Source organism: Acinetobacter sp. CIP 102529, from assembly GCF_000368325.1.
Classification (GTDB): Bacteria; Pseudomonadota; Gammaproteobacteria; order Pseudomonadales; family Moraxellaceae; genus Acinetobacter; species Acinetobacter parvus.
Genome location: NZ_KB849355.1, coordinates 170,471 through 196,733 on the forward strand (window position 1 = coordinate 170,471; position 26,263 = coordinate 196,733).

Here is a 26,263-nt window from a genome sequence, read left to right on the forward strand (position 1 = left end):
GGAAATTTTTTAACTAAGATTGAATTCATCTAATAAATTTTTCTGATTCAGTGCTTGGTAAATAAGTTCTGCATATTGCGTGATACGTTGACATAATTCGCCTGATTCAATCATTGACCAAACATGGGTATGTGTCTGCCAATCCCATATATCTTTTTGATCAATATATGTCGCCCACCATTCACTTTGTTTAACTTTTTCATGAGGGAATAGTTCTGATATGGTTGAATGAATTTGATGGAATAGTTCAGGGGCAGCTAGATTTTCCTCTCGTTTAGCAATTCCTATAAAAAATCCCCGATAGTTATAATGATTAAATTCTATTCTAAAACATAGCTTATGTTTTTGTGTGTAAAAAATATTTAATCCAGTCCAGTGATCACGAGAAATATGGTCAGTAATATACCAGCCTTTCTGGTGGACAGCACTCTGTAGTTGTTGTTCAAGTTTATGAATCAAAGAGTCTTGTAATTGATCTTTGACTCCTAATAACTCAAATGTAGCTTGAATATGCTGAGGATCTTGCAAGATTATGTTTAAAATATGATTTTGTTCTGAAATATCATTCATTGATAAAAATTCCTTTTCAATATAATGTTTAAACTCTTTTATAAAATAAATCACTTTGTCATTTTGACATTCAGTTAAAGCTTGTTTTAGCCAGCTAATTAAGTCAGGGAAAGTAATATGGCTGAAATTTTTCTGGTCTAACCATGATTTTAAGATTTCAGGTTTGACACTATGTTCTGCTGGTTCATTACCATACCCAGATAAATAGACAAGATGCCAATTTTGAGGAAAAAGAAAGCTCATTTCATTAGCATAATCTTGTAATTGTTGATCACCATCCGCAGCAAATGGTTTATTTTCAATACAGATACCATAGCTTTGCTGAGCGATTTTAATATGGATATAAATATCCATTCTTCGACCATTTCTGATAGTCTTCTCTGTTTGTACAGTGATGTCTGCATGATCTAAATTAATATTTCTCCAATCATCAGGTAAATCCAATTGATGAAGAAATAGGGATAGAAATAGATGCCCCTGTGCATGATCACCACTTGGGTTTAATAAATCAGCAATGATTCTACTTAGCATCATTTCATCTGTATAAATATAATTAAATATTGAAAAATTTGGGGCAAGCTGTTTTTTATATTTTTGTCGTGCTAGTTCAAGCGCTTTTAATTCATAGGAAACTTGATTAAGTAGTTTAGATATATTGAGATTCATTTAATTTCCTTTACTTATTAATCATCATTTAAGTTCTGGGCATGATTTTCTAAAGCCTCACTCAATGGGCAGTAATACCAAGTAACGCCTTCTATTTTCATACTGCCATCAGAATTTTCTAGGTGGTTATATAACAGTTGATATTTTGGGTTAGCTTCATCAAAGGGTACATCAAGGTAAATCTCACCCAGATAAGGCATTGACATAATTCCACTTCGAGATGACCAGCCAAAACATTCGGAAAAATCAATTTCATGTTTTTCTAACCATTCAATCAATTGTTGACGAACAATACAGGTTTCATAGTGAAATTTAAGTGAAAGATCTTCATTGTGGAAAATGTCGTTATAGTTCTTATGAAAAAGCAAATATAAAACATCACGTTGTTTCTCAAGCGCAATTTGATCTATATTTTTAAGTATTCTTGGCATCAGAAACTCCTTGCTTGTAAACTAAATGACCATAATGAGGTGTAAAATCTACTGCACAAATTTTATTTTCAATCAAACACTCGAGTAACTTATTCGCCTGTTGATAACCGATTAAAAATTTTCTTTGTAAGCTTGAAACAGAAATGTGTTCGACTTCTTGAGCAAATAGTATTGCCTGTTGTAATAACTCTTTATTATCCTGCATGTTGGTTTTCCTGTGTGAGACGAATCAAAATCATACTAACATTATCAAAAGAATGATTTTGATGGAGGGCAGTTTTCATATTTAATAACCATGTTTTTAATGGAGTTTCAGGCATTAAAGGCTTCCAGTGATTGCATTCCAACACATCATGCACACCATCGCTACAAATCAAGAGAGCATCTCCTACAACCAAATATTCCTCTTTGGGGGGAAATTCGGGAACATTATGTAAAGAGTCAGCACAAAAACAATGATTCAGCATGTAGTAGAAACTGGCATATTGTTCATTTTCTTTAATTTTTGCTTCACCATTTTGCTGCATTTCTGTAAGGAAATTATGGTCTTGGGTCAGGGCATACCAGTATTGATTATGGCTGCTAAATAAATAGACTCGACTGTCCCCCAAATGTTGAATATTGACAAAACCAAATGGGCTAGACGGTGTAACGACTGCCAAAGTGGCACTGGCACTATACGTTTTTGGATTGCTGGCGAAATCAGCACTTAAATCATCTTGTACTTTTTGCAAATGAATCCGATTTTTTGTTTGTGCTTGTGTCAAAACACTTTTTAAAACCGCTTTGGAGGCTTGTTCTGCTTTAGGACTGCTATTTACCCCATCAGATACCGCAGCACACCAAAATTGGTCGTTGTTATAAATATAATGTTTGCTAATCAATCCATCATGCTGAATTACTTTATTTCCAATCAAGATTGCATCTTGTTGAATGGGTGGTTTTGCTCGCCATGTTAAAGCCTGCATTTCATAATAGAGATCAGTCACGGTGAGTCCTGATGAGGAGAAAGTGAGTAAGTTATAGCAATCGAAATATGAAGTGGTCAATCATATTTTTAGTTTTAAGTGTTTAATTTATAAAATAAATATTTTGTTACGATAGTATAATCAAATAAGAGAAAATTGCACCGTGAACGGACTCTTAAAAGCGTAAAGTTGGTTTTTTCTTTAGAAGTATAAAAATATTAAATTTGGCAACCAAAGAGCTAATAATAGAGATCAAGGAACATTTATCCCAAATTGACGTAAGATCTTACACAATTGAATCATCGGTAAGCCCATCAACGTAGTTTGATCATTACCCACCATTTTCTCAAATAAGCTAATCCCTAAGCTTTCACACTTAAAACTACCTGCGCAATGTAAAGGTTGATCAATCTCGATATAACGCTCAATTTCAGCGAGCGTCAGTTGGCGAAATTTCACTTGATAATGCTCAACCAGAGTTCTTTCAAACCCTGATCGCAAATGCTGAACACTGAGAGCGGTGCTAAAAAACACGATTTTCCCTGAGCTAGCTTGTAATTGTTGAATCGCATTTTCCACGCTTAATGGTTTGCCAATAAAATCAGCGGGCGCGTGTTCACGCCAAGCGACTTGATCAAAACCAATGATAATCGCATTTGGATTCAGTTCAGCAATAACTCGTGCTTTCTCATAAGCTAGACGTTTAGCTAAATCATCGGCATGTAATTCACCCATTGCAGATTCATCAATACCAGGTGAAATACAACGATAGTTCAATCGTAAACGATCCATCAAGTCTTTACGGGTTTGGCTGCTCGATGCCAAAATCAATTCAAACTGATTCATTAGACTGCATATTCAACGAGAATATTCAGTGGCACATAATGCAAAACAGCATTATGGCAAGCATTCAATTTAATTGGTGGGGCATGACCTGCTTCGTAGGCTTCAACCCAACGTGTGACGCAAATACACCAAAAATCACCTGGTTTTAATCCAGGGAAACCTACTTCAGGTAAAGGCGTAATTAAATCATTGCCAACTTTTTGTGAGAAATTTAAGAAATCTGAAGTCATTTGCGCGCACATGGTGTGCTGACCTAAGTCCGTGACCGCCGTATGGCAAAAACCATTACGAAAATAGCCCGTGATCGGGTCAAAGCAACAACTAGATAAAGGTTCACCAAGAACATTTAGACGATTAATTTTTGGATCAGGATGAATAGACATAAGAATACAAAGATTTAATAACGATGATTATGATAATCAAAAGTGAAATTTTAGACAGCTTTTCTGCAAAAAAACTCACCTTTATTTTTAAGAATCATTTAAAATTACGCCGTTTTTAAAATCAATTAGAGAGCCATCCATGAATTTTCAGCGCATGACTGACCTTGATTTAGCAGGTAAACGTGTTCTTATTCGTGAAGACTTAAACGTTCCTGTAAAAAATGGGGAAATTACCAGCGATGCACGTTTACGTGCTGCATTACCAACAATCAAAGCTGCGTTAGATAAAGGCGCTGCGGTAATGGTATTTTCTCATCTTGGTCGTCCTGTAGAGGGTGAGCCAAAGCCAGAACAATCACTTGCACCAGTTGCAGCTTATTTAAGCACTGCTTTAGGTCAGGATGTTAAATTATTTACTGATTATTTAGATGGCGTTGAGGTTGAAGCGGGTCAAGTGGTATTACTTGAAAATGTACGTTTCAATCATGGCGAAAAGAAAAATAAAGAAGAGCTTGCACAAAAATATGCAGCACTTTGTGATGTATTTGTTATGGATGCATTTGGTACTGCTCATCGTGCAGAAGCGTCGACAGAAGGCGTAGCACGTTTTGCAAAAGTTGCTGCTGCTGGTCCGTTATTAGCCGCTGAATTAGATGCGCTAGGTCGAGCAATGCAAACACCTGAAAAACCAATGGTAGCAATTGTTGCAGGTTCTAAAGTATCAACAAAACTTGATGTATTAAATTCACTTTCTACGATTTGTGATCAATTGATTGTGGGTGGTGGTATTGCCAATACATTCCTGGCTGCTGCTGGATTCAATGTCGGTAAATCACTTTACGAAGCTGATTTGGTCGATACTGCAAAACAAATCGCTGCAAAAGTGAGCGTACCATTGCCAACTGATGTTGTGGTTGCTGATGCCAGCCAAATCAATTTTGAAGATTTTCTGGGTTCATTGGCAAGCGCACAAGCTGTTGTGAAAGACGTTGCAGATGTGACTGACACTGACATGATTCTGGATGTTGGCCCTGAAACAGCGAAAGCATTTGCTGGGATCCTAAAAACTTCAAAAACGATTCTTTGGAATGGTCCAGTGGGTGTATTTGAAGTTGATCAATTTGGTGAAGGCACCAAGGCACTTTCATTGGCAATTGCTGAATCAGCTGGTTTCTCGATTGCGGGTGGTGGTGATACGCTTGCTGCAATTGATAAATATGCAGTGGCTGATCAAATTGGTTATATCTCAACAGGTGGTGGTGCATTCCTTGAGTTTGTAGAGGGCAAAACCTTACCAGCAGTTGCAGTTTTGCTTGAGCGTGCGTAATCAGTATTTAATATTTGATTTATAAGCATGTTTGAAAAAGAAGAGTCGATGAAAATCGGCTCTTTTGTTTTTGGTGGATATTGTGGTCATAAAAATGTCACATATCTGAAATATGCTTGTCACAACTTCAACCATTAACTGTGGAAAGCCGTGATGAAATTTAAATTAACCCTTGCCGCTTTAATCATTGCCCCAATCATGTTGACTGCATGTGCAAAGAAAGAAGAAGCGAAAAATGCTGAACCGCAAGAGCAGACAACTTCAGTCACACAAACCAGTCCAGAACAACAGGCTGCGATTGATGCCATTGATAAACCGAATTTAGATGAAAATAATACTGATGTTACCGAAGAGGGCGCAGCTTCAGAAGTGGCTGCGAGTGAAGCTCAATAAGTGACAAAAATAAAAAAAAGCCGATGTTTAAACATCGGCTTTTTTTTATTTATCCATTGGCTTTGCAGTAGAACGTCAAGGTTGTTTGATAGTCATCATCTTTTGCCAGCGAAGCATTCTTACCAGTCAGTGTACCAATGACCCCTGCGGCAGCCTCAACCATTTTTCCTGTTTGCTCATCCACCACACCTTTTAAAACCCCCTGATATGCGGTTTTTTCATCTACCACGATAGGCGAGGTATTGCGAGTACAGGTTTTCTGTGCTGCACTGACTGCATTGTTTTTGGCAATCAGGCTGGTTTTGCCAATTCCTGTAACTTCATATTGGTTGTTTTCTTTTTGAATCGCGAGGGTATTGGTTGGGGTGGATGCACATGCGGTTAATCCAAGTGCCAAACCGCCAAGTAAAGTCATAATAAAGTTTTTTTTCATTGCTTGTTCTCAAGTTACGACAGAATTGTATTATTTGAACATAGAATTTTTGAATGCTTTTGCAGGTTATGTACAGTTTGTGCTGATGCTCTGTTAAATTTCTCAAATTAATGATTAAGCAGGGATTGGACGTGGTGGAAATCATTCAGATTATGCTAATCTAGCGCAATCCTTGTGTTAGTTAGATTTATTTCAATGACGGACTCAAAAATAGAAATCATTCATCATAATATTCATCAACGTCAATCGATTGGACAACTCATTGAACCAGCGCCGAATACACAACAACTTGAAAAGGCGGTGCAGGCCGCACTCACGGCGCCCGATCATCATCGTTTAAAACCAACACGTTTTGTGGTTGTGACGCCTGAACAGCGTGCCGCTTTTGGTGAGCATCTGGCACAGGCTTTGGCCGATTTGGGTGAGACTGAGCCAGCACAATTGGAAAGAGTGAAGCATCATCCATTTCGCGCGCCTTTACTTGTTTTAGCCTTAACCACGATCCAAGATCACCCAAAGGTTCCGCACTTCGAGCAAATTTTAAGTACGGGTGCTGCTGTTCAAAACTTCTTACTCTCATTACAAGCACAAGGTTTTGCGAGTATGTGGCGTTCTGGTGCAGTTGTAGAATCTAATTGGCTTAAGCAACAATTCGGCTTAAAAGAGCAAGATTTGATTTCTGGTATTATTTATATTGGAACAGCCGCCAAAATGATTGCACCTCGTGCAGAAATAGAGAGTCAGGACTTTTTAAAAGTATGGCAGGCTACTTAAATCTTATTTGTGAATGATTAGAAATTTGTTTCAGGATAAAAAATGACAGAGTTGAAGTTTAGCGATTTGGTTGAACCCGTAGCTGTAGACCAGAAAACAGCATTAAGAATTACCGTGCTGGGTGGGGGGAGTTTTGGTACAGCAATGGCGAATCTGGCTGTGCGTAATGGCTGCGACACCATGATCTGGATTCGTGATGTGGCTGTTGCTGAGGAAATCAATCAAACGCATATCAACAAGCGCTATTTGCCTGATTACACACTGGAAACAGGTCTGCGTGCGGTTTCTGATCTGGAGTTGGCGGTACGTGACCGTGACATTATTTTGGTGGCGATTCCAAGTCATTCTTTCCGCGATGTGTTGAAGAAAATCGCGCCGTTTATTAGTGCGCAGGCAGTGGTTTCACTGACCAAAGGCATTGAAGCCAAAACCTTTAGCTTTATGAGTGATATTATCCGTACAGAATTACCTGAAGTGCCTTATGGGGTTCTATCGGGGCCAAATCTGGCAAAAGAAATTATGGCAGGTATGCCATCGGGTACAGTGATTGCCAGTGAATCTGAACTGGTTCGCTATGCAGTGCAACACGCCTTGCATAGTGCATTGTTCCGTGTATTTGGCAGTGATGATGTACATGGTGTGGAACTGGGTGGTGCGTTAAAAAATATCTATGCGGTGGCAATGGGGATGGGCGCTGCCTATAACATTGGTGAAAATACCAAAAGTATGATCTTAACCCGTGCTTTGGCGGAAATGAGCCGTTTTGCAGTGAAACAGGGTGCAAATCCTTTAACTTTTTTAGGGCTTTCTGGTGTGGGTGATTTATTTGCGACCTGTAACAGTCCATTAAGCCGTAACTATCAGATCGGTTTTGCCCTGGGTTCAGGTAAAACACTGGATCAGGCGACTAAAGAACTGGGACAAACCGCCGAGGGTATCAACACCATTGTGCAGGTGCGTACCAAGGCACAGGAACTGGATGTGTATATGCCAATCACCAATGCCTTATATGAAGTGATTTTTGAAAATGCACCGCCAATGACCATTGCCTTATCGTTAATGAAAAATGGCCATCGTAGTGATGTGGAATTTGTTTTACCTCATCATGAAGTTTAATCAGAAAACTGTCATCCAATGTTGTTATGCTTGAATGAAAAAAATTAGAGAATGATTATGCAACTCACTTTAGTTCGTCACGGTGAAGCGTCTCCAGCAGTGAATGGAAATGATATGCAGCGTCCACTCACAATGCGTGGGCATCAACAGGCTGAGCAAACAGGAGATTTTCTCAAAGATGTGATTCAGCCTGAAATTTTTATTGTCAGCCCATTGTTACGTGCTCAGGAAACACTGCAACATATCAAGGCACATTTTCAGGGGATTCCTGTTTTAATCTGCGATAAAATTAAACCCGATGATAACGCCAAAGATGCCATAGAATGGTTATCGAAACTTCCATACGAGTCGATTGCGGTGGTGTGCCACATGAATGTAGTAGCACATATTGCGGAACAATTGACCCATGAAAGTTTTAATCCATTTGCATTGGCCGAAGCACGTATTTATGATCAGGCAGTGATTGCGAATGGTTTATCAACGCAAAAGAACCGTTTTACACCAACAATATAAATTTTATCTATCCTCAACAGGATAAGGATACTGAACACCGATGCTGTATTTATGGATGCCCGAAACCAATGGAACATGGTATTGGTCGGCTGGGGAAAACTGGTTGCAGGCAAACAGTCTTGAACAACTCATTCAGGATTTGCAAGCGCATAGTGGAAAAGAGGCGGTGGTCTATTTTCCAAGCCGCAATGCTCAAATGTTGCAGCAGCCTATGACAAAGGCGCATTACAAGCAATTGGGGCAAGAAGGCATTAAATATCTGTTAGAAGAGTTTGTGACCTTGCCAATTGACCAGATGAAAGTGGTGCATCATTTTCAGCATGATCAACTCAATATTTTAGGTGTTGCGCAATTTACCATTGAAACTTGGCAGCATGCCCTAAGCCTTTTACCGATCCAGATTGTCGCTTTCTTGCCTGATTTTCTGATTCTGCCTGAGCCAGCACAAAATGAAGTGGTACTGGTGAATCTGTATGACCATTTACTGGTGAGGGAAAATGTCTGGTCAGGTAACTCGATTGATGATTTAGGGTTATTTCTGGAATTTCAGTCATCAGAAACGCAATATAAATTTGCCAATCTCAGTGCAATCCAACTGGATGTTTTGGCAACAGCATCTGATAAAGATCAACGTACTGAGTTTAGCTACCAGTTTGAGCAGTTTCCAAGACCGAAGCAACATCCATTTAATGTGTTGCCAAAGGCAAAAAATGCCGATGTACAATGGTCAGGCTACTGGAAAGCCTCGGCAGCCGTTTTATTGGCCGTGATTCTGGTGCAGCTGGGTTATGATGCCTTGCGCTGGTCAAAGTTGAGAAAGCTGGCGGATCAAACTGCTTTACAGGCGATCGATCAGTATAAGCATTGGTTTGGCGAAAATACCCGTGTGACTGAGCAGAACATTAAAAGCCAGTTTGAAAGCCAGTTGCGCATGAGCCAGCTTGGAGATACGCAGGCATTGTCATTGTTGAGTCGGGTAGGGCCAATATTGATGCAGAAACAGATTGTTGCCCAACAAGTCAGTTATGATGCTTCAACATTGGCAATGTCGTTAAAGGCAAAATCAGCAAATGACTTGCAGGCGTTGGCACAGCAGTTGAATCAGCAGGGTTTTCAGGCGGAACTTGGAAATGTACAAGCGGATAGTGTCGGTGCGATTGGGATGGTCAAAGTAAAATAATGAAAGCGTTCACACAATTACAAAATAGTCTTGATCAGAAAGCTGAGGCGCTGAATCAATATTTACAGAGCCTGTCAGTGCGTGAGCGCGTGATGGTGGTTTTTACAACTGTTTTTTTAATCGTTGTGATTGTTGGTTCCGCTTTGTGGAAAATGCATGCTTTGGCAAACCAGCAACAAAAGCGTTTAAATGAGCTTAAGGATTTAATGGTCTGGATGCAGAGTAATGCTGCAACCATGAAACCTGCCAATGACCTTGCCCTTTCCTCGGCGGATAAAATCCAGCGTACAGCACAGCAGCAAGGGTTGGCAGTTTCTTCGCAGCAAAATGGAGAACAGATCCAAATTGTTGCGGAACATCAGAATTATTCTGTACTTGCCAACTTTTTAATGCAGCTATCCCAGATGGGGGTGAGCATTGAAAAAATGGACATGGTTTCCAATGCAGGCCAGATTAAATTAACGGCAACAGTTAAATAAAAGGTGGTGTTTTAAAAACTATGCTGACTATATTTTAACCATAAATTAAATCTCATAAAGCATTAAAAATATAGCGGCAGAATAAAAATTGAAGTTTTACTCTGCCGTCCCTATTAAATATAAAAATCCCCCTTACGTACTAAAGGGGGATTGAATATGGTCTTAACGTATTTTAGCGAGGAAACGGCCTAAACGGTTAATTGCCTCACGTAACTCATTTTCCGCAGGTAAAAATACCACACGGAAATGGTCAGGCGTTGGCCAGTTAAAGCCCGTACCCTGAACCAGTAAAACTTTTTCAGCCTTTAATAAATCCAGCATGAATTTTTCGTCATCTTCAACTGGATAAATTTCTGGGTCAAGTTTAGGGAAGCAGTACATGGCACCATCAGGTTTAACACAACTGACACCAGGAATTTCATTCAACATTTCCCATGCAATATTGCGTTGTTCATATAAACGCCCACCAGGGCGAATCAAATCATTAATGGATTGATAACCACCTAACGCAGTTTGAATGGCATATTGCGCCTGATGGTTGGCACACAGGCGCATGGAAGCCAGCATGTCCAGACCCTCGATATAGTCTGCCGCACGCGCCTTGTCCCCTGTAATCGCCATCCATCCAGCACGATAACCTGCAATACGATATGCCTTTGATAAACCGTTAAAAGATAAACAGAGCTGATCACCAGAAAGAGCAGCAACAGCCACATGTTCAATACCGTCATAAACGATTTTATCGTAGATTTCATCAGCAAATAAAATCAAGTCATGTTTTTTCGCCAATGCGACAATTTGTTCTAACACATGGCGAGGGTAGACCGAACCTGTCGGGTTATTTGGATTAATCACCACAATTCCACGCGTATTGGGCGTGATCTTGCTTTCCATATCGGCAATGTCAGGATACCAGTAGTTCTCTTCATCACATTTATAGTGAACTGCCGTACCCCCTGAAAGGTTGACTGCGGCTGTCCACAATGGGTAGTCAGGCATTGGCACCAGCATTTCATCGCCGTCATCCAGCAACCCTTGCATTGCCATCACGATCAGTTCAGACACACCATTGCCGACATAGACATCATTGACATGCATATCAAAAATGCCTTTCTGCTGGTAATACTGGCAAATTGCCTTACGGGCAGGGAAAATGCCTTTAGAATCAGTGTAGCCAATCGCATTTGGCAGGTTTAAGGCAACGTCGTTAATAATCTCTTGTGGGGCTTCAAAACCAAAAGGTGCGGGGTTGCCGATATTTAGCTTGATGATTTTATGTCCTTGCTCTTCCATTTCATTGGCGGCGCGTAATACTGGTCCACGAATGTCGTAACAAACATGCTCAAGCTTAGAGGATTTCCTGATTTCTCTAGTGGTTTGAGTTGAGTTGGGAATAGCAGTATTTTTAGACATAGCTGGATTCACTTTTGCATATCGGTATAAATAACTTTTAAAGGTTTCAATGGTAACCAGATCAAGATCATGCTGATCTCTCAGTAATTCAACAATTTTTTCATGGGTAAAACCCGATTGTTGATATTGTCTGATGGTTGGCAATAGGTTTTGGAAAACCACACTTTTCTTTTGCGACATTTTTTGTCCTGTACAACAGACAGCGGTGTGGCATCAGCATAGCATCATATTTGCTTACTTGGAAGATGAAGTTATAAATAAAATGCTCACTATAAAATATAATTTGCTTTCTATTTGCTATTTGTGCGGTAAATGTTTAATTTTTTATAAATTTTGCAGCAATAGACTAGAGTTTTTGTTGTGAATGGCGTAAATATAAAAACTGATCACCAAATACTTTTAAAATATAGAACAAAAGGAGCAGGTCATGGGAAAAGTCAATAAAACTGACCGAGAATGGCAAAGAGAACTGTCACCAGAAGAATATCGGATTACCCGCCAAAAAGGCACAGAGCCTGCTTTCACTGGACAATACTGGAACACTAAGCAACATGGAATCTACGTGTGCCGTTGCTGTGGTGCGGAACTATTTTCTTCGGACACCAAATATGACAGTGGGTGTGGCTGGCCGAGCTTTTTTAGACCGCTTGACAGCACTGCAATAGAAGAACACGAAGATTTGTCGCATGGTATGGTCAGAACGGAAATTGTCTGCCATGACTGTGACGCACATTTGGGGCATGTATTTGAGGATGGTCCGCAGCCGACAGGATTGCGCTATTGCGTTAATTCGGCATCACTACAACTTAAAACACAAGAAAAGAACGACGAGGAAACATATCCATGAGTAACATTTATCAGTTTGAAGCTGAATTGTTAGAGGGAGATATAAAGGCGCTCGCCGACTATAAAGGTAAGGTCATGCTGATTGTAAACACTGCAAGCAAGTGTGCTTTTACCCCACAGTTTGCAGGACTTGAAAAACTATATGAAAAATATAAACCACAGGGTCTGGAAATTTTGGGGTTTCCATGTAACCAGTTTGGTGGGCAGGATCCAGGAACAAATAAAGAAATAGGGGCGTTCTGCCAACGTAACTATGGGGTTAATTTTCCAATGTTTGCCAAAGTTGATGTAAAAGGACCTGAAGCACATGCCATTTTTCGTTTTTTAACCCGAGAGGCGAAAGGCATTTTGGGAAGCCAGAACATTAAATGGAATTTCACCAAATTTCTCGTGGGACGTAATGGTGAGGTTTTAGGACGTTACGCGCCGACTACCAAGCCCGAGGCTTTCGAAGCAGATATTGAGAAAGCATTAGCAAGCAAATAAGAGACAATAAAAAAAATGGGCGGTTTATTAACCGCCCATTTTTTATGGATGTTTTTATTCAACGGTTTTAGATTTCCTCAACCCATGAAGCTTACGATTAATATCATCAATAAAGGTGTAAACCACAGGAATCACTAATAATGACAAGAAAGTGCTGGTGATCAATCCACCAATCACTGAAAGTGCCATTGGTGCGCGGAAGCTTGGATCAGTTCCAATACCTAATGCAATCGGTAACATCCCAGCACCCATTGCCAATGTGGTCATGATAATAGGGCGGGCACGTTTATGGCAGGCATCAAGCAAGGCATTGAAACGCGAATAGTCTCGCTCTTTACGCGCAATAATGGCGTAATCCACCAAGAGAATTGAGTTTTTACTTGCGATTCCCATGAGCATGATTAAACCGATTAAGCTTGGCATTGAAAAGCTACTTTTTGCCAAAAGTAACAGCACGAAAGCGCCACCCAAAGACAGCGGTAATGCAACCAAGATGGTGATCGGTTGTAAAAAGTCCTTAAATAAAAGCACCAACACCACATAAATACACAGTACACCCGTCAGCATGGCCAAGCCAAAGCTTGAGAATAATTCCTGCATCACTTCAGCATCACCGATATTGGTACGTTTTACTGTCGGTGGTAGATTCTTCATGGTTGGTAATTGATCAACTTTCGCTGCAATATCACCCAAAGGCTGGTTGTTGAGTTCAATATTAAAGTTGATATTACGAAGACGGTTGAAGCGGTCAATCTGTGATGGTCCACTTTCAATATTCACATCGGCAATCGTCCCCAGCATGACAGGACCATGACTACCCTTGATCATGAGGCGTTTAATCAGTTCCTGATCCTGACGGGCGGCAAGAGGCAATTTAATCACCACAGGCACCTGACGCTGTGAAAGGTTGAGTTTTGCCAGATTTTGGTCAAAGTCACCTGCAGTTGCGATACGTAAAGTCTCGGCAATATCGTAAGTGGTCACACCCAAATCTGCGGCTTTGGCAAAATCAGGGCGAATCACCAGTTCAGGACGAATCAGTGCCGCACTTGAAGTAATACTGCCAATATTCGGAATGGTGCGTAATTCACGTTCCAGTGCGCGGGCTGTTGACATCAAGGCTTCAGGGTCATCGCCTGAAAGTGCCAGTTGATATTGGCTGTTATTGCCCGCCAGACCGACCTGAATTCTGGCACCTGGCAAGGGTGCTAAACGTTGACGAATCTGGTCTTCAATGTCTTGCAGACTGGCACTGCGTTCAGTACGTTCAGTGGTTTGAATAGTCAGAGTCGCTTTACGAGGTTCACTAGATGCACCACCAGCAAAGGGGTCACTTCCTGCAGCGCCTCCACCAATGGTGGTATAGATGCTTTTAATTTCAGGATGATCCTTAATTAGGCTTCGTGCATATTCTGCCGTTTTTAAGGTATCGGCAAATTGTGAACCTGGGGTCAATTCCAGACGTACCTGCGTTTGTCCAGTGTCTGGTGGTGGTACAAATCCAGTTGGTAATAGTGGAATCAGCATAACTGAACCAATAAAAAAGGCGATTGCCCCAAACAGCGTGATCCAGCGATGGTTTAAACACCACGTCACCAGACGCATATAGCTACGCATGACTTTGCCATCTTTGGCACGGTCTTTCGCTAAAGCCGCTGTACCTTGATCATTGGCAGGTTGGTCAGTATCTTCATGAGGTTCAACTTTGCCGACCCAGGGTTTAAGGATATAGGCAGACATCATTGGGGTAAGCAAACGTGCTACGAGCAAGGAGGCAAAAATGGCCAATGCTGCTGTCCAGCCAAACTGCACAAAGAATTTACCTGCAATACCACTCATAAAGGCGGTCGGTAAAAATACTGCAATCAGGGTAAATGTGGTGGCAATCACGGCAAGCCCAATTTCATCGGCAGCTTCCATTGCCGCTTCATAGGGTGTTTTACCCATCCTGAGATGTCGAATGATATTCTCAATCTCAACAATTGCATCATCGACCAGAATCCCGACCACCAGCGACATTGCTAAAAGAGTAACAGTATTGAGGGTGAAACCAAAAAAGTACATCCCAATCAGGGCTGGTAAAATTGACAGGGGCAGGGCAGTTGCGGCAATGATGGTCGCACGCCAGTCACGTAGGAATAGCCACACCACTAAAATAGCTAAAATGGCACCCTCGTAAAGCAGTGACATCGAACCTTTATAGTTGTCAGCAACGGGCTTAACAAAGTTAAATGCTTCGGTGATTTTAATGTCTGGATGTGCAGCCTTGAGTTTATCCAATGCTTCGACCACACCCTTTTCAACATCAACCTCACTGGCACCCTTACTACGGGTAATTTCAAAGCCAATCACAGGCTGTCCATTCAGCAATGCAGCAGAACGGCGTTCGGCAATACCATCATGAATGGTCGCAACCTGATCAAGACGTATATGGCGGCCATCACTGAGTGCAATATCTATTGCCCCAATTTCTTCGGCTGTTTTTACCGTTGCAATGGTGCGAATGGACTGTTCACTGCCGCCAATCTTGGTTTGACCGCCAGATGCATCTTGCTGGATCAAACGCAATTGTCGGGTAATATCCGTTGCAGTTGCATTCAGTGCCAGTAATTTTTCAGGGTCAAGTTCAACCTCAACCTGACGGGTAACACCACCCACACGAGCGACTGCACCCACACCCTTAACCTGTAGCATGGCGCGGGCAATATCATAGTCCACAAACCATGACAGAGCCTCCTCATCCATTTTCGGCGACTGGATGGTATAAGTTAGAATGGGTGAGCCTGAAAGGTTGATTTTACTGACAATTGGGTCACGTAAATCGGCAGGCAAGTCTGAACGCACCTGGGAAACCGCGTTACGAACGTCATCTACCGCCTCTTGCAGTGGTTTTTCCAGTTGGAACTCGGCTGTAACCGTGACAACGCCATCCTGAATATTGGTATATTGATTTCTTAAACCTTGCAGGGTGGCAATCGAGTTTTCAATTTTACGAGCAACTTCAGTTTCCAGTTGTGGTGGCGCAGCACCTGGCAGGGCTGCGGTCACAGTCACCATTGGCAATTCAATATCTGGAAATTGCTGGATTTTCATCCATTTAAAACACATTAAACCCGTCAATCCCAGCATAATAAATAATAAAATGGCTGGAATAGGATTACGGATTGACCAGGCAGAGAAATTCATTTTAATTCCCCTGTGTGGTCACAAGTTGTTTAGTCAATGGCGTATCAGGAATGTCTTTTGCGACAGTCACTAAATCACCATCGGTGAGGAAACCTGTACCAGACGCAACCAGTTTTACATTTGCAGGCAAGTCCAGAATCTCAACACGATCAGCCAAACGTCGCCCAACAGTCACTTTTTGCTGTGCTACACGATTGTTTTTCCCCACAATAAATACATAGGCAAAGCCATCGCGTAGCAACAAGGCAGTTTGTGGAATAGTGAGTGCTGGTTTTTCACCTAAATCAAATTCACCTTTTACAAACATGCCCATCCGAAACGCCTGAGTGGCTGGCAAGTCAACATAAACCAAGCCATAACGGGTTTGTGGATCAATCACAGGGGCAATTATCCGAACCTTGCCTGTAATGGCAGGCTGGGCAGGGTCAGGCGAAAAAATACGCGCATTCATCCCTTGCTTGAGTTTATACAAATCCGAAGTGGTAACTTCCGCACGCCATTCCAGACGGTGATCCCGAATCAGGCGGAACAGTTCCTGTCCAGTCTGAGCCAAAGAACCGACAGTTGCGGTACGGGCTGAAATCACCCCATTGTCAGGTGAGATCACCTGAGTTTGTGCCAAACGTAGTTGATTGCTTTCAATCTGTGCTCTGGAGGCATCCAGTCTTGCTTGGGCAGTGGCCTGGGAAGTTTGGTATTGGGTTAATTCCTGGGCCGAGATTGCACCTGTATTTCTGAGCTGCTGAATTCGTTTATTGTTAGTCACGGCGTCAGCCAATACAGCCTGTGCTTCGGCATAGCTGGCTTTGGCTGCTGCCAAATCGGCACGGATGGTATCGCTGTTAATCTCTGCCAAAACCTGTCCACGTTTAACCTCATCACCGACATTGACATTGACGCGAGTAAGACGCTGACCAGACAATTCGCTACCAATCACCACTTCTTGCCATGCTGCGATGTTGCCATTTGCGGTGAATGTCTGTTTCCAGTTTTGCTTTTCAGGTTGAACGACCGTCACCGTTAAGGCAGCTTTTTGTTCGGTTGTTTCTGCATTGTCTGGTTTTTCTGTCGCAGCGGTTTTGTTTGAGCTGCCTGACTTCCACAGCAGGAATGCGACAAGCAACAATACAATCACGATTGCCAAAATGAACCAAACTTTTTTCTTTGTTTTCTGGGGAGTTTGAGAAGTCATCTTTCCATAGTCAATTTAAATTGATGGTTAAGTATAGACGAAGATTTCAAGCCATAGTTATAACATAAAGATGAATATTGGTTTTGAATCCGTATCTTATCTTTGATATGGGAAATGCAAAATTCTAATGCTGGCTCAAGGCGTTTGATTTATAAACTATGGAGTATATACTGCGATTCAGTATGGTAATATCAAGACTATTCTTAGAAAAACTGGGTCGGATGATAAAATTCCCCAAAATATCAAATGAACTTTGGGGATTTTATTTATAAAATCGCTTTCAACCGCTTCACGACTTCTTCGCACTGTGCTAAATCAGCGACAAGCGCCATCCGCACATGGTTTTCACCTGGATTACCCTGTTCAGTATCACGGGATAGATAACGACCTGGCAATACCTTGATATGCGTTTTTTCCATCAACATTTTGGCAAAAGCTTCATCATTATCGACTTTAAGCCAGTAATAAAAACCTGCATCTGGTTTTTGTAATGGCAGTAAATGACCCAATTCAGACTGGAATAAATCAAATTTGGTACGGTATTGCTGGCGATTTTCTTCGACATGCGTTTCATCATTCCACGCTGCAATCGAAGCCAGTTGATGCTGTACAGGCATTGCCGCGCCGTGGTAGGTGCGATATTGCAAGTAAGGCTTTAACAATGCCGCATCACCAGCAACAAAACCTGAGCGCATTCCTGGCAAGTTTGAACGTTTGGACAATGAGTGGAACACGATACAGTTTTTATAGTCATCACGTCCCAATTCAGCACAAACTTCCAATAGCCCAATCGGTGCCTGATCAAACCACAGTTCTGAATAACATTCATCAGATGCAATCACAAAACCATATTGGTCAGAAAGCGCAATCAGCTTTTTAAACTGTTCTTTTGACAGTACTGTACCTGTTGGATTACCTGGGGTACACACGAATAATAACGCCGTTTTTTCCCAAACTTCGGCAGGCACGGCATCAAAATCGCCGAGATAGCCATTTTCTTCAGTGCAGTTGATAAAATAAGGTTTTGCACCTGCCAACAGCGCAGCACCTTCATAAATCTGGTAAAACGGGTTCGGCATCACGATATAAGGCGCATCTTCACGTTTAATCAATGCCTGAACAAAGGAGAAGATTCCTTCCCGTGTTCCAGAAACAGGCAAAATATGATCTTCCGCACTGATTTGGTTCAGTTTGAAACGATTGCTCAGCCATTGTGCAATACTTTGGCGCAGCTCAGGCAAGCCTTTACTGTTGGGGTAGGTTGATAAATGCCCAAAATTATCAATAATCGCTTGTTTAACGAACTCAGGTGCGGGGTGTTTAGGTTCACCAATTGACAGTGGAATCAACGGTAAATCGGCAGGTTGTAGCCCTTTAAAAAGCTGGTTTAACTTTTCAAAAGGATAAGGATGCAATAAAGATAAACTTGAGTTCATTGAAACAATTACCAAACTGTAGGGGCGTATTGCATACGCCCAATGTATTGATGAAAATTGGAATTACGATGGGTTAAGAACCTGATTTGACACTTCATCCAAAGCGGATTTTAGTGTTTCCGCAAAGGCCTTGACTTCTTCATCTGTAAGCAATACGCCATTTTTCTTGGTGACAAAGAAAATATCCTCGGCACGTTCACCCAATGTTGCAATTTTAGCAGAGTGAATGTCCAGACCTTGCAGCATAAACAGGGCACCAATTCGTGCCAGTAAGCCAGGTTGATCCAGTGTCGAGATTTCAACCATGTGTTGCTGTAAGGCTGGATTTAGCACAATATCAACCGTATTCTGCACATCAAAGTGACGGAGGTGGCGCGGAATACGGCGTTGCATAATACCTGGATATTGGTCTGAATGACTGAGAGCATCAACCAGAGCCGCTTTAACCTTACGTTCCCGATCAGGATCGGTGAGCAATGTGCCAAAACGGTCCAGCACCAAGTAAGTATCCAGACTAAATGCAGTGCTTGCGGTGATAATTCTGGCATCCTGAACATCAAGGTTCATACGGTCCAGCACCGCCACAGTGGTTGCGAACAGGTTAGGCTGGTCACGGGTATAAATAAAGATTTGAACCGCATCATCTGCGGCATTACGATGTGCGCGTAATAAAACCAAGGGCTCTGGATTATCGCCGTGCTGTAGAATCGCCTGAGTGTGCCATGCAATCTCGTTGGCAGACTCCTTGACAAAATATTCATCCCCCAGCTCTTGCCAGACTTTTTCTACTTCGGCGAGCGAGAAGTCATTGACCAGTAATTCACTGGCTGCAAACTTGGTGTCCTCAATCAGCATCTGGTAATCCACAGGGCGACCTAAACCTGAGCGAATCACGTCACGGGCATAGGTATAGAGCTGGCGCATCAGAGAAGCGCGCCATGTGTTCCAGAGTTTTGGATTGGTTGCGTTAATATCTGCAACGGTCAGTGTATACAGATAATCCAGATGCTCCATGTCACCAACTTTTTCAGCAAATTCCTTTACTTCGTCAGGATCGGAAATATCTTTTTTCTGGGCTGTGAGTGACATCAGGAGATGGTTGTTAATCAGCCAGGCCACCAGTTTGCATTCGCGCTCGGTAAAACCATGTGTGCGGCAGAACTTAATTGCATCAATTGCCCCAAGTTCGCTATGGTCACCGCCACGACCTTTGGCGATGTCATGGAAAATTGCCGCCATATACACAATGTCATGTCGTGCAATACGCTGGAACACTGAGCTGACCACAGGGAAATCCTTGGCAAATTCAGGCGCTTTAAAACGGCTGAGATTACGCAGCAATAACAGGGTATGTGCATCAACCGTATAAATATGGAACAGGTCGTATTGCATCAATCCCATAATCTGCCCGAAAGCAGGAATATAGTTGCCCAAAACGCCGTAACGTTTCATCGCCACCATCGTATTGTAGAGATGCGGTGAGCGAATGATTGACATAAACAACGCCTGATGTTCTGGGTTGTCGCGGAAACGCTGGTCAATCCGCTTGGCTGCAAGGACCAGCAGACGCAAGGTGCGGGCGCGAATACCTGTAATCTCAGGACGGTTTGCCAATAGATAGAATAATTCTAAAATCGCGCTCGGTTCTTCAGAGAAAACCTTATGGTGTTGTACGGCAAGTTTGCCATCCACAATTTTAAAGCGGTCATTAATTTCTACAATCTGGCGTTCATAGTCAGGCAAACGTGGGGTAATCACCGACTCATTGAAATAGGCAAGCAGCATTTCACTCAGGGTAGAAACCTGTTGGGCAGTGCGGTAATACCGTTTCATGAACTGTTCAACGGCAAAATTGACGTGTTGACCCTCTTCACGGACATAGCCAAACTTTGCTGCAATATCACGTTGATATTCAAACAATAAACGGTTTTCATCACGTTTTGCCAAGCGATGTAAATGGGTGCGGATTTCCCATAGAAAACTTTCCGCTTCTTCAAGTACAGCAAGCTCAAATTCAGTGATAAAACCTAAATGTACAAGGTCATAGATACGGTTGACACGGAAGTGGCGTTTTGCAATCCAGCCAATCTGGTTGATGTCACGAATACCGCCTGGCGCATTTTTAATGTCGGGTTCCAGATTGCTTTCAGTGTTGTTATGTTGGGCATAGCGCTTGGCTTGCTCAGCCATTTTCGCATCATAGAACGTTTTATCAGTCCAGGTTTGCGCCACAATACGGCGAGGCCACTTGGCAAGCTGTTCATTACCTGTGATTAGACGCGCTTCAATCAGGGTGGTGGCAACCGTCAGGTCATTACTGGCTTGTTCAACGCAGTTTTGAATGGTACGGACACTGGTACCAGGCTTGAAGTTACCCACATCCCAAAGTGAGGAGATAAAGGCAGAAATCAGTTTCCCTTGTTCTTCGCTGATTTCATCCTCTGACAAAATCATGATGTCAGTATCAGAATAGGGAAGCATCTCATGGCGACCATAACCGCCTACAGCAAACAAACCCAACTCGGTCTGGTCTAAACCCGCATGATTCCAAAGAAAAATGAGTGCTTCATCAATGGAGTCTGATCGGGCACTAATCACATCACGAATCGGTTGCCCATTTTCATAACTCTCCTGTAATTGTTTTTCTACATCTGTACGCCATTGGTTAATGGCCTGAATATCATGAAGGCTGGTGACGTAGTTTAACAATGGAGATGTATTGATCATGAAAATGGGTCTACTCAATATAGGTTAAGCGTTGGTTTGTACACTCACTTGGTCTGCTGCCTGTTGTGCCAGCTCACGCGCAAGGTCTGTGGTTTCAGCACGTGCGGTTGCAACACCCATACGGCGGCGTTTAAAGCCCTCTGGTTTACCAAACAAGCGCAAGTCAGTGTTCGGGTTTGCCAAAGCAAGATTTAAGCCAGAGAAGCTCAGGTTGTTCGCATCCACACCTGCATAGATCACGGCACTTGCCGCAGTACTATGACGAGCGGTATTCACAGGCAAACCTAAAATCGCACGGGCATGCAGCTCAAATTCACTCTGGAACTGTGATGCCAGGGTCACAAGACCGGTGTCATGCGGGCGAGGTGAGACCTCACTGAACCAGACCTTATCGCCTTTAATAAATAACTCTACACCAAAAACACCACAGCCACCCAAAGCGGTTGTGACTTTATTTGCAATACGTTTTGCTTCCTGCAAGGCTGCGACTGTCATTGGTTGTGGCTGCCAGCTTTCAACATAGTCACCCGCATCCTGACGGTGTCCAATTGGATCGCAGTAATGGGTTTCGATTTCACCTGTTGCTGGATTTTTAGCACGTACGGTTAATAGGGTAATTTCAAAATCAAAATCAATTTGTGATTCAATGATCACTGTACCCTGATTGACACGACCACCTTGCATGGCATATTCCCAAGCTGCATCAACCTCATCAAAGTTCTTAACACGGGACTGACCCTTGCCAGAAGAGGACATGACAGGTTTAACAAAGTTTGGATAACCAATATCGTCACATGCTGCACGGAAGCTTTCCAATGTGCTGGCAAAGCGATAGGCGGAAGTGGGCAAGCCCAGTTCTTCCGCAGCCAAACGGCGAATGCCCTCACGGTTCATGGTGAGGTTGACGGCTTTTGCTGATGGAATCACCGTTGCAGTTTTGCGTTGCTCGATTTCAAGCAAAACCTCGGTCGCAATTGCCTCAATTTCAGGAACAATTAAATTCGGTTTAATTTTTTCAATCAGTTGTTTTAATTCAGTTGGATCTGCCATATTCAGAGTATAGGAATAATGGGCAACTTGCATGGCAGGTGCATGGTCATAACGATCCGCAGCATGAACTTCGACACCCAGGCGTTGTAAAGAAATCACCACTTCCTTACCAAGCTCTCCAGAACCTAACAGTAAAACCTTAAATGCAGAAGATTGAAGTGGAGTTCCAAGAGTAACGCTCATGCGAATAATCCTATCCTGATAAATTTGTGTTTAAGCATAGCAGAACTTGCCGCTGAATTAAGCTTAAATTGACACAAAAAATGGTTTTTGTTAGACAAAAATCCTGCCTTGTATTGTTTTTGCTTATTCAGATATTGACCTGATAGTTCAGCCCCAATTCATCCGCATTTTTACCCCGTATTCCCCAGTTGCATTTCGGTGTTTCAAAAATCGTGATTTCAATATCCTGAGCTGAAATGCCACATTGTTGTTGAATATTGGCAAAGATTGCCTGCACAAAACGCTTTTTAGTTTCTATGCTTCGTCCCTCAAACATGGAAATTTCGATAATAATGTAGCTGTCACTACGGTCATCTGGATAGATAAAATCATCTTGTTCCAGGGCAATAAAACGCTGAAACTTCTTTTCCGCAGGATAGCTCAGGCTTTCAACCAAAGCCTGATGGATGGCCTGGGACAGCTGATCCCTAAATTGATCTATTGTTTTGCGATGCGCATAGACTTTTATTTGTGACATGAGTGGTTTTTATCCATGATAAATAAGTAACAACGATTGAGAATTATTCCCAGATTGACTAGCATAATGCCGAAATGTTCCATTGGCGACTTGATATGTCTAATCCAAAAACTCGTGTGGCAGTAATTGTACTGTGTAGCACCTTTTTATTGACTGCATGCGGGCAGGGAGACAATCCACCCGAAAAAAAAGTTGAAATCAAACCTGCGCCAAAATTAAACAATGATGCAACCACTTATGCAAATGCGGCGTGGACATTGATTAATGAAATTGACTCAATTGTCTATAATAAACAAGTCTCTGAAATTGAGGAAAAAGTCAGAAAGCCTTTACGCCAGCTCAGCACGGATTGGCGGATCAATGTCAAAATGACCGACTCTGTGACAGAGGGTAAATATGCGCTGTGCCGCAAGGCGTTGACCAGTCTGGACACATGGGCGCGAGATGTAAAAGAGAGTTCATCTGGTCCTACTCAGAAGCAGGCAAACTATGAGCGTGACAAAGCCCAATGTAAGGATGCAATTGATAATCCTGCACTGGGAAATACCTCTCCAAAATAAAATAAGCGGGAAGAAAAATCCCGCTTTGATGGTTAAAGTCATCAATCAATTAGATCTAGGAGGGTTTTGTTGCTTTATTGGCTTCCGACTTGATTGAATGTGTCACGGCATTGACCGCTTTATTTGTATTTGATGAGGCCTGCATGGTTTCATGTTTTAGTGTTTGCTTAGTCTGGGCGGTTTCTTTTTTAACTTTTACAGGCTTTGTTGCATAAATATTTTGCAAGATACTGATTTTTAAGAGGTTTGTTAAAATTTTAATAAAAATAAATATAATAAAATCATAGTTTTGGGTATTTGTGCAACAAAGCTGCATTTCATCGGGAAGCTGCGTCTGATCTCTATCATTATTTAAATGAAAACCTACGTGATCATAAAAAATATCGTTACTCCTTTTTTCTGCTACATATTCCCACTATTTTTAAACAGAAAAATGCAAGGGCACATGTGACTAAACAATTGTTGAAATTGCTTACTCCTGAATGATCTAAAATCACTTTTTCCATTTTATCCAGATTTTGAACATTTATAGAGGGTTGGCTTGTTTGTCGCATATTCAACGTGAATAAAATTCACGAAGAATTAAATAAATATCAATCTGTGCAATCGCAAACTTCGTGCTACAATACGCACCAATCTTTAGCACGGCTTAAAAGCCCTAATTTATAGGACCCCCGCTAATGTTTGCCAATATCTCTATTGCTGAATTTGATCCGGAAATCGCTCAGGCAATTGCTTCTGAAGGCGAACGCCAAGAAGCGCACATTGAGTTAATTGCATCTGAAAACTATTGCTCTCCAGCAGTGATGGAAGCACAAGGATCAAAACTGACCAACAAATATGCAGAAGGCTATCCTGGCAAACGCTACTATGGCGGTTGTGAATATGTTGATGTCGTAGAACAGCTTGCCATTGACCGTGCCAAAGCATTGTTTGGTGCAGATTATGCAAACGTTCAGCCACATGCGGGTTCTCAAGCCAACTCTGCTGTTTACCTGGCGCTACTTAACCCAGGCGATACCGTTTTGGGTATGAGCCTGGCGCACGGTGGTCACTTGACTCACGGTGCGAAAGTCAGCTTCTCTGGTAAAACCTATAATGCAATCCAGTATGGTTTAAACCCAGAAACTGGCGAAATTGATTATGAAGAAGTTGAGCGTTTAGCTTTAGAACATAAACCACGCATGATCGTTGCAGGTTTCTCTGCTTATAGCCGTGTGGTGGATTGGCAACGTTTCCGTGATATCGCAGACCAAGTAGGTGCTTACCTGTTTGTTGATATGGCCCATGTTGCTGGTTTGGTTGCTGCGGGTGTTTATCCTAACCCAGTTCAAATTGCAGACGTTACGACCACTACGACACACAAAACACTGCGTGGCCCACGTTCTGGTTTAATCCTTGCCAAAGCAAACGAAGAAATCGAGAAAAAACTTCAATCTGCTGTTTTTCCTGGTAATCAGGGTGGTCCTTTGATGCATGCGATTGCAGCGAAAGCAATTTGCTTTAAAGAAGCCATGTCTGATGATTTCAAGTCTTACCAGCAACAAGTTGTGAAGAATGCTCAGGCAATGGCAGACGTGTTTATCTCTCGTGGTTATGATGTGGTTTCAGGCGGTACAGACAACCATCTATTCTTATTGTCTTTGATCAAGCAAGAGGATGTAACAGGTAAAGATGCTGATGCATGGTTAGGTGCTGCGCATATTACGGTTAATAAAAATGCCGTGCCAAATGATCCACGTTCTCCATTCGTGACTTCTGGTATCCGTATTGGTACGCCAGCTGTTACCACTCGTGGTTTTGGTGAAGCAGAAGTTCGTGATCTTGCGGCTTGGATCGCTGACATTATCGACAGTAAAGGTAATGAACAAGTCATTGCGGATGTAAAAGCTAAAGTTGAAGCGGTTTGTGCTAAATTCCCAGTTTATGCTGAATAATTTGCTTTGCTAAATAAAATTCTAAAAACACCTCAAACTTCGGTTTGGGGTGTTTTTTTATGCCTGAAAATTGATGAACTCATCAAATCCAATGAAGCATTTTATGGCAGTTTGCCTTAAAAAAGTGCTATTCAAACTATTGTTCTATTTTCTTGCCTTATTTTGTTGCTATTTAAGTAACCTGAACACGATTTAAATATTTTTCTAATATATTAAAAGATATCTTGATGGAATCTTGCAGAGTTCTCATCTAATTTCAGCATAAACTTTCAGCTGGACTTACTTTTGTTTCGGCATGAGGAGCGAAGCTCCGCAAGGGCAACCATCTTGCGCAGCTATCGCTGCTCACCGCAAAACTCGTTGACTACTATCAGCTAACTTAATGAATCGCAAAAACAACATTCTATTAATTGAGTCCTGTCTCAAACAATTGCGGATGACGTTTCCGCGTATCGTAATTCATTGAGAATTTTATATCGAACTTATATTAAGTAATACTTTTCCTAAAAATAGTATTACTAAAATGGCATGTCTTTTGCTTTTAGATAAATAGATCAAAAGTTGTCTAGGGTTCCGATGTGTTTTGCACATGACTGGACCGAGAGAGAACGGTTCGGCAGAACTACACGGAGGGATAAAAGCCCGGGAGGA

At 42.0% G+C, this 26,263-nt stretch carries 25 protein-coding genes and 1 riboswitch; of the genes, 11 read left to right on the forward strand and 14 right to left on the reverse strand.

Annotated features, from left to right (window positions below):
* Positions 1–9: 9 nt before the first annotated feature.
* The 6 genes from F972_RS05900 to F972_RS05925 all read right to left on the reverse strand — a co-directional run bounded on the left by F972_RS05900 (position 10) and on the right by F972_RS05925 (position 3,864).
* Entirely contained in the window at positions 10–1,236 is a 1,227-nt protein-coding gene (locus F972_RS05900; RefSeq protein ID WP_004769246.1) for a PDDEXK-like family protein, read from the reverse strand.
* A 17-nt stretch (positions 1,237–1,253) separates the two neighbouring features.
* The gene (locus F972_RS05905; protein WP_004769248.1) at positions 1,254–1,667 is read right to left on the reverse strand and encodes a formyl transferase; all 414 of its coding nucleotides are present in this window, start codon (positions 1,665–1,667) and stop codon (positions 1,254–1,256) included.
* Positions 1,651–1,872 carry a DNA translocase FtsK gene (locus tag F972_RS05910; protein WP_004769250.1) on the reverse strand — a complete coding sequence of 74 codons (222 nt, stop codon included), beginning with the start codon at positions 1,870–1,872 and terminating at the stop codon, positions 1,651–1,653. Before F972_RS05910 ends, F972_RS05905 begins: the two co-directional genes overlap by 17 nt.
* Positions 1,862–2,656 (reverse strand): PP2C family protein-serine/threonine phosphatase, encoded by a 795-nt coding sequence (locus F972_RS05915; protein ID WP_004769251.1) that lies wholly within the window; start codon positions 2,654–2,656, stop codon positions 1,862–1,864. Before F972_RS05915 ends, F972_RS05910 begins: the two co-directional genes overlap by 11 nt.
* Before the next feature lie 231 nt (positions 2,657–2,887).
* Positions 2,888–3,481 (reverse strand): Maf family protein, encoded by a 594-nt coding sequence (locus tag F972_RS05920; protein WP_004769253.1) that lies wholly within the window; start codon positions 3,479–3,481, stop codon positions 2,888–2,890.
* Positions 3,481–3,864, reverse strand: coding sequence for a DUF2237 family protein (locus F972_RS05925; RefSeq protein ID WP_004680899.1), 384 nt, complete (start codon positions 3,862–3,864; stop codon positions 3,481–3,483). Before F972_RS05925 ends, F972_RS05920 begins: the two co-directional genes overlap by 1 nt.
* A 139-nt stretch (positions 3,865–4,003) precedes the next feature.
* Between F972_RS05925 and F972_RS05930 the strand changes: the two genes are divergently transcribed.
* Together F972_RS05930 and F972_RS05935 are read left to right on the forward strand one after the other, a co-directional pair.
* Positions 4,004–5,191 carry a phosphoglycerate kinase gene (locus F972_RS05930; RefSeq protein WP_004769254.1) on the forward strand — a complete coding sequence of 396 codons (1,188 nt, stop codon included), beginning with the start codon at positions 4,004–4,006 and terminating at the stop codon, positions 5,189–5,191.
* Between the two features lie 153 nt (positions 5,192–5,344).
* Positions 5,345–5,584, forward strand: coding sequence for a hypothetical protein (locus tag F972_RS05935; protein WP_004769256.1), 240 nt, complete (start codon positions 5,345–5,347; stop codon positions 5,582–5,584).
* Positions 5,585–5,633: 49 nt separating this feature from the next.
* On the opposite strand, the gene F972_RS05940 is transcribed toward F972_RS05935, so the two are convergent.
* Positions 5,634–6,017, reverse strand: a complete 384-nt coding sequence (locus F972_RS05940; RefSeq protein ID WP_004759935.1) for a hypothetical protein — start codon at positions 6,015–6,017, stop codon at positions 5,634–5,636.
* A gap of 195 nt (positions 6,018–6,212) precedes the next feature.
* On the opposite strand from F972_RS05940, the gene F972_RS05945 reads away from it, so the two are divergent.
* From F972_RS05945 to gspM, 5 genes are read left to right on the forward strand one after another with little or no spacing between them, the layout of a single operon-like run.
* A complete protein-coding gene (locus F972_RS05945) occupies positions 6,213–6,791 on the forward strand; it encodes a nitroreductase family protein (protein ID WP_004769258.1) in 579 nt (192 codons plus the stop codon).
* A 42-nt stretch (positions 6,792–6,833) separates the two neighbouring features.
* Positions 6,834–7,907: an NAD(P)H-dependent glycerol-3-phosphate dehydrogenase gene (locus F972_RS05950; protein WP_004758196.1), complete on the forward strand. Its 1,074-nt coding sequence runs from the start codon at positions 6,834–6,836 to the stop codon at positions 7,905–7,907.
* A gap of 57 nt (positions 7,908–7,964) precedes the next feature.
* Positions 7,965–8,420, forward strand: coding sequence for a phosphohistidine phosphatase SixA (gene sixA / locus F972_RS05955; RefSeq protein WP_004680893.1), 456 nt, complete (start codon positions 7,965–7,967; stop codon positions 8,418–8,420).
* Between the two features lie 40 nt (positions 8,421–8,460).
* Positions 8,461–9,600 (forward strand): type II secretion system protein GspL, encoded by a 1,140-nt coding sequence (gene gspL / locus F972_RS05960; protein WP_004680892.1) that lies wholly within the window; start codon positions 8,461–8,463, stop codon positions 9,598–9,600.
* The gene (gspM, locus tag F972_RS05965) at positions 9,600–10,079 is read left to right on the forward strand and encodes a type II secretion system protein GspM (RefSeq protein WP_004677730.1); all 480 of its coding nucleotides are present in this window, start codon (positions 9,600–9,602) and stop codon (positions 10,077–10,079) included. Before gspL ends, gspM begins: the two co-directional genes overlap by 1 nt.
* 162 nt (positions 10,080–10,241) lie before the next feature.
* Here the strand turns inward: gspM and F972_RS05970 are convergent, their stop codons facing one another.
* Positions 10,242–11,672, reverse strand: a complete 1,431-nt coding sequence (locus tag F972_RS05970; protein ID WP_004680891.1) for a pyridoxal phosphate-dependent aminotransferase — start codon at positions 11,670–11,672, stop codon at positions 10,242–10,244.
* 247 nt (positions 11,673–11,919) lie between these two features.
* Here F972_RS05970 and msrB point away from each other — a divergent pair, with 247 nt between their 5' ends.
* Both msrB and F972_RS05980 read left to right on the forward strand, forming a co-directional pair.
* The gene (gene msrB / locus F972_RS05975; RefSeq protein WP_004677726.1) at positions 11,920–12,339 is read left to right on the forward strand and encodes a peptide-methionine (R)-S-oxide reductase MsrB; all 420 of its coding nucleotides are present in this window, start codon (positions 11,920–11,922) and stop codon (positions 12,337–12,339) included.
* Positions 12,336–12,824, forward strand: a complete 489-nt coding sequence (locus tag F972_RS05980) for a glutathione peroxidase (protein ID WP_004680890.1) — start codon at positions 12,336–12,338, stop codon at positions 12,822–12,824. Before msrB ends, F972_RS05980 begins: the two co-directional genes overlap by 4 nt.
* A gap of 54 nt (positions 12,825–12,878) precedes the next feature.
* Here F972_RS05980 and F972_RS05985 read toward each other — a convergent pair whose 3' ends face one another.
* The 6 genes from F972_RS05985 to F972_RS06010 all read right to left on the reverse strand — a co-directional run bounded on the left by F972_RS05985 (position 12,879) and on the right by F972_RS06010 (position 23,115).
* The gene (locus F972_RS05985; RefSeq protein ID WP_004769259.1) at positions 12,879–16,010 is read right to left on the reverse strand and encodes an efflux RND transporter permease subunit; all 3,132 of its coding nucleotides are present in this window, start codon (positions 16,008–16,010) and stop codon (positions 12,879–12,881) included.
* 1 nt (position 16,011) lies between these two features.
* A complete protein-coding gene (locus F972_RS05990; protein ID WP_004758190.1) occupies positions 16,012–17,202 on the reverse strand; it encodes an efflux RND transporter periplasmic adaptor subunit in 1,191 nt (396 codons plus the stop codon).
* Positions 17,203–17,468: 266 nt separating this feature from the next.
* The gene (dapC, locus tag F972_RS05995) at positions 17,469–18,638 is read right to left on the reverse strand and encodes a succinyldiaminopimelate transaminase (protein ID WP_004758187.1); all 1,170 of its coding nucleotides are present in this window, start codon (positions 18,636–18,638) and stop codon (positions 17,469–17,471) included.
* A 63-nt stretch (positions 18,639–18,701) separates the two neighbouring features.
* On the reverse strand, positions 18,702–21,365 hold the full coding sequence (gene glnD / locus F972_RS06000; protein WP_004758185.1) for a [protein-PII] uridylyltransferase: 2,664 nt from the start codon (positions 21,363–21,365) through the stop codon (positions 18,702–18,704).
* 24 nt (positions 21,366–21,389) lie between these two features.
* On the reverse strand, positions 21,390–22,607 hold the full coding sequence (purT, locus tag F972_RS06005; RefSeq protein ID WP_171062544.1) for a formate-dependent phosphoribosylglycinamide formyltransferase: 1,218 nt from the start codon (positions 22,605–22,607) through the stop codon (positions 21,390–21,392).
* Between the two features lie 118 nt (positions 22,608–22,725).
* Positions 22,726–23,115, reverse strand: a complete 390-nt coding sequence (locus F972_RS06010) for a tautomerase family protein (RefSeq protein WP_004758182.1) — start codon at positions 23,113–23,115, stop codon at positions 22,726–22,728.
* Positions 23,116–23,210: 95 nt separating this feature from the next.
* Between F972_RS06010 and F972_RS06015 the strand changes: the two genes are divergently transcribed.
* Together F972_RS06015 and glyA are read left to right on the forward strand one after the other, a co-directional pair.
* Positions 23,211–23,675, forward strand: coding sequence for a hypothetical protein (locus F972_RS06015; RefSeq protein ID WP_034422992.1), 465 nt, complete (start codon positions 23,211–23,213; stop codon positions 23,673–23,675).
* A gap of 680 nt (positions 23,676–24,355) precedes the next feature.
* Positions 24,356–25,612, forward strand: coding sequence for a serine hydroxymethyltransferase (gene glyA, locus F972_RS06025; protein WP_004758177.1), 1,257 nt, complete (start codon positions 24,356–24,358; stop codon positions 25,610–25,612).
* Positions 25,613–26,166: 554 nt separating this feature from the next.
* Positions 26,167–26,263, forward strand: a riboswitch (guanidine-I (ykkC/yxkD leader).

Bases quoted from the DNA above. Each gene is read 5' to 3' on its own strand.
- F972_RS06015 (WP_034422992.1), top strand. From the start codon at position 23,211: ATGTCTAATCCAAAAACTCGTGTGGCAGTAATTGTACTGTGTAGCACC.
- gspM (WP_004677730.1), top strand. From the start codon at position 9,600: ATGAAAGCGTTCACACAATTACAAAATAGTCTTGATCAGAAAGCTGAG.
- F972_RS05920 (WP_004769253.1), bottom strand. From the start codon at position 3,481: ATGAATCAGTTTGAATTGATTTTGGCATCGAGCAGCCAAACCCGTAAA.
- F972_RS05980 (WP_004680890.1), top strand. From the start codon at position 12,336: ATGAGTAACATTTATCAGTTTGAAGCTGAATTGTTAGAGGGAGATATA.
- F972_RS05930 (WP_004769254.1), top strand. From the start codon at position 4,004: ATGAATTTTCAGCGCATGACTGACCTTGATTTAGCAGGTAAACGTGTT.
- F972_RS05935 (WP_004769256.1), top strand. From the start codon at position 5,345: ATGAAATTTAAATTAACCCTTGCCGCTTTAATCATTGCCCCAATCATG.
- glnD (WP_004758185.1), bottom strand. From the start codon at position 21,365: ATGATCAATACATCTCCATTGTTAAACTACGTCACCAGCCTTCATGAT.
- F972_RS05985 (WP_004769259.1), bottom strand. From the start codon at position 16,010: ATGAATTTCTCTGCCTGGTCAATCCGTAATCCTATTCCAGCCATTTTA.
- F972_RS06010 (WP_004758182.1), bottom strand. From the start codon at position 23,115: ATGTCACAAATAAAAGTCTATGCGCATCGCAAAACAATAGATCAATTT.
- F972_RS05900 (WP_004769246.1), bottom strand. From the start codon at position 1,236: ATGAATCTCAATATATCTAAACTACTTAATCAAGTTTCCTATGAATTA.
- sixA (WP_004680893.1), top strand. From the start codon at position 7,965: ATGCAACTCACTTTAGTTCGTCACGGTGAAGCGTCTCCAGCAGTGAAT.
- glyA (WP_004758177.1), top strand. From the start codon at position 24,356: ATGTTTGCCAATATCTCTATTGCTGAATTTGATCCGGAAATCGCTCAG.
- F972_RS05990 (WP_004758190.1), bottom strand. From the start codon at position 17,202: ATGACTTCTCAAACTCCCCAGAAAACAAAGAAAAAAGTTTGGTTCATT.
- F972_RS05925 (WP_004680899.1), bottom strand. From the start codon at position 3,864: ATGTCTATTCATCCTGATCCAAAAATTAATCGTCTAAATGTTCTTGGT.
- F972_RS05905 (WP_004769248.1), bottom strand. From the start codon at position 1,667: ATGCCAAGAATACTTAAAAATATAGATCAAATTGCGCTTGAGAAACAA.
- F972_RS05970 (WP_004680891.1), bottom strand. From the start codon at position 11,672: ATGTCGCAAAAGAAAAGTGTGGTTTTCCAAAACCTATTGCCAACCATC.
- F972_RS05950 (WP_004758196.1), top strand. From the start codon at position 6,834: ATGACAGAGTTGAAGTTTAGCGATTTGGTTGAACCCGTAGCTGTAGAC.
- F972_RS05945 (WP_004769258.1), top strand. From the start codon at position 6,213: ATGACGGACTCAAAAATAGAAATCATTCATCATAATATTCATCAACGT.
- gspL (WP_004680892.1), top strand. From the start codon at position 8,461: ATGCTGTATTTATGGATGCCCGAAACCAATGGAACATGGTATTGGTCG.
- F972_RS05940 (WP_004759935.1), bottom strand. From the start codon at position 6,017: ATGAAAAAAAACTTTATTATGACTTTACTTGGCGGTTTGGCACTTGGA.
- dapC (WP_004758187.1), bottom strand. From the start codon at position 18,638: ATGAACTCAAGTTTATCTTTATTGCATCCTTATCCTTTTGAAAAGTTA.
- F972_RS05910 (WP_004769250.1), bottom strand. From the start codon at position 1,872: ATGCAGGATAATAAAGAGTTATTACAACAGGCAATACTATTTGCTCAA.
- msrB (WP_004677726.1), top strand. From the start codon at position 11,920: ATGGGAAAAGTCAATAAAACTGACCGAGAATGGCAAAGAGAACTGTCA.